The 2,142-nt window shown below is 76.9% G+C and carries 3 protein-coding genes; 1 reads left to right on the top strand and 2 read right to left on the bottom strand.

What is annotated here, in order from left to right; all coding sequences use genetic code 11:
* Positions 1 to 144 precede the first annotated feature (144 nt).
* Positions 145 to 714 (top strand): NUDIX domain-containing protein, encoded by a 570-nt coding sequence (locus tag ABZ641_RS34260; protein WP_344626058.1) that lies wholly within the window; start codon positions 145 to 147, stop codon positions 712 to 714.
* A gap of 65 nt (positions 715 to 779) precedes the next feature.
* Here the strand turns inward: ABZ641_RS34260 and ABZ641_RS34255 are convergent, their stop codons facing one another.
* Positions 780 to 1,286 (bottom strand): hypothetical protein, encoded by a 507-nt coding sequence (locus tag ABZ641_RS34255; RefSeq protein ID WP_359988238.1) that lies wholly within the window; start codon positions 1,284 to 1,286, stop codon positions 780 to 782.
* Complete coding sequence (locus tag ABZ641_RS34250; protein WP_359988236.1) at positions 1,283 to 1,858, bottom strand: thioredoxin family protein; 576 nt, start codon at positions 1,856 to 1,858, stop codon at positions 1,283 to 1,285. The genes ABZ641_RS34255 and ABZ641_RS34250 overlap by 4 nt, the downstream gene beginning before the upstream one ends.
* Positions 1,859 to 2,142: the final 284 nt, after the last annotated feature.

The following is a 2,142-nucleotide window of genomic DNA, read 5'->3' as shown; positions in this document are numbered from 1 at the left end:
GCCGCCTCGGCGCGGGCGTCCGGCGGGCCTTCGCACGTCCGGGCCCGTGCGCCCGCGCACGGTCCTTGAACGACGGCTCACCCTTCCGGTAGACGCGTGCCCGAACGCGCATCGGCGGGGCGGTCGGCGGACTAGGATCGATCAATGACGGACACCACGGACAGAGCAGGGGAACTCGCGGCCCTGGCGGCCCGGTTCCCGCACCTGCACGCCCCGCAGCGGTGGGCGTGGGGCGGTATCGACGCGCAGTTCTCGACGGAGCTCCCGCCGGACGAACTGATCACCAACATCCATCTGGTGGGCTTCACCGAAGGCGGGGTGGTGCTCTGCAGGGACGCCCGCGGGCACTGGTTCCTGCCGGGCGGCACCCGTGAGGCGGCCGAGACGGTGGAATCCTGCCTGGAGCGGGAGTTGCGCGAGGAGGCGGGGGCGCGGCTGCTCTCCCCGCCGGTCTGGATCGGCCACCACCACGCCGTCACCGACGCCCCGGAGCCGTACCGGCCGTGGCAGCCCCACCCCGAGAAGGCCTGGCTGTGGGGCTGGGCCGAGGTGGTGGTGGACTCCCTGCCGACCAACCCCGACGACGGCGAACAGGTCGTCGAGGTACGGGCGATGCCCGCCGAGGAGGCCCAGCGCCTGCTGGTGCGCGGCCGGGAGGCCTGGTGGGGCGAACTGGTGGCCCTCGCGGTGGAGTCCCGCGCGGCCCGCGGCTGACCGCGCCCCGCTCCCGGCCGCACCCCGGCCCGGGGCCGCCCCGGCGCTCCGGGCCGCCCCGGCCCTCAGGACGGGTCGAGCGGGACGACCTGCCGCACGACGGGAACGAGGCAGCGCTGCGCACTGCAGGCGCCGTAGCTGATCACGGCTCCGGCCGGGCCCGTGCCGGTGCCGCGGACCGGCACGGTGAGGGTCACCGGCCCGTCCGGGTAGACCGGCAGGGCGACGCCGAGGCCGGACGGGCTGACGGTCAGCAGCGGCCGGTCGGCCGTCGGCGCGCCGGCCGCGGCGAGCGAGCCGTTGAGCCCGAGCCTGGTGGGGATGCCGAGCCCGGAGACTCCCCCGTCGGGCAGGTCGACGCTGTAGAGGTGGAAGCCCGGCTCTTGCGGGGTGAAGGTGGCCCGCAGGAGCCGGGGCGACGCGCCGGCGGCGTCCAGCCGGAGTTCGACCGTGACGCCGCCGCCGGTGTAGCGGCCCGACGGCGCGGCCTCCGTCCGGCCCGGCCCGGCGCAGCCGAGCGGCAGCAGAAGCGCCGCGCCGAGGACGGCGGCGGACCGGGCGCGGAGCGTCACTTCGCGGACCAGCGCTTGAGGAAGGCGGCGACCCCGGCGGCGTCCATCGAGCGGGCGTTGGAGAAGGAGCCGTCGTTGGTGGCGGTGCGGACGGTGCCGTCGGGGGCGAGCACGACCAGGGCGGGGATGCCGCTCCGCTGCAGGTCGACGTAGCGGGCGGCGAGGTCGAGGTTGTGGTCGAACTGGCCGACGTCGACGGCGACCACCCGGTAGTCGCTGTGGAGCAGCGGTGCGACCTGGCCGGCGCGGAACAGCTTGTCGAGGACGTGGCAGTCCGGGCACCAGTCCGCTCCGAAGTCGAGCAGCACCTGGCGGTGGTCGGTCGCGGAGAGGGCGAGCGCGGCCTTGATGTCGGCGGCGGCGTCGCGGGTCCCGTCGTAGCCGTCGGGGATCTCGGCGTCGGCCGGGGCAGCGGCGGCGGGGGACGGGGTGGCGGGGGCGGCGGAGCCCGGCGCGGCGGCGGCCGGAGCCACCGCGCCGGGCGCGGCGGACGGTTCGGCCTTCGATGCGCAGCCCGTGGTGACGGCGGCTGCGACGGCAAGAGCGGTGAGCAGGGCGCGGCGGCGGCCCATGGGTTTCCTCCCCGGCGATCATGGATGACCTGGGGAGGATAGCGGGCGGCCGCACGCGCCCCGACACGGGTGCCCGCCGGGGGTGCGGGGTTGCCCCCGCGCCCCCGGCGGCCTCACGCCGTGGGCGGTGTCCTCAAAGGCGTCCGCGCCCCTGGATCAACCACCCGGCTGCCCTTCGAGGACGCGCCCTACCGGGTCAGGCCCGCCCGGCGGAGGGCGTCGGCCATCACGGAGTTGACCACCGGCGCCTGCTCGCGGCCGCCGCCGCGGCGGTCTTGGCGGGG

The sequence above is a fragment of the Kitasatospora sp. NPDC007106 genome (genome assembly GCF_040634455.1).
In the GTDB taxonomy this organism is placed as follows: Bacteria; Actinomycetota; Actinomycetes; order Streptomycetales; family Streptomycetaceae; genus Kitasatospora; species Kitasatospora arboriphila.
This window is presented reverse-complemented; position numbering and strand designations above follow the sequence as displayed.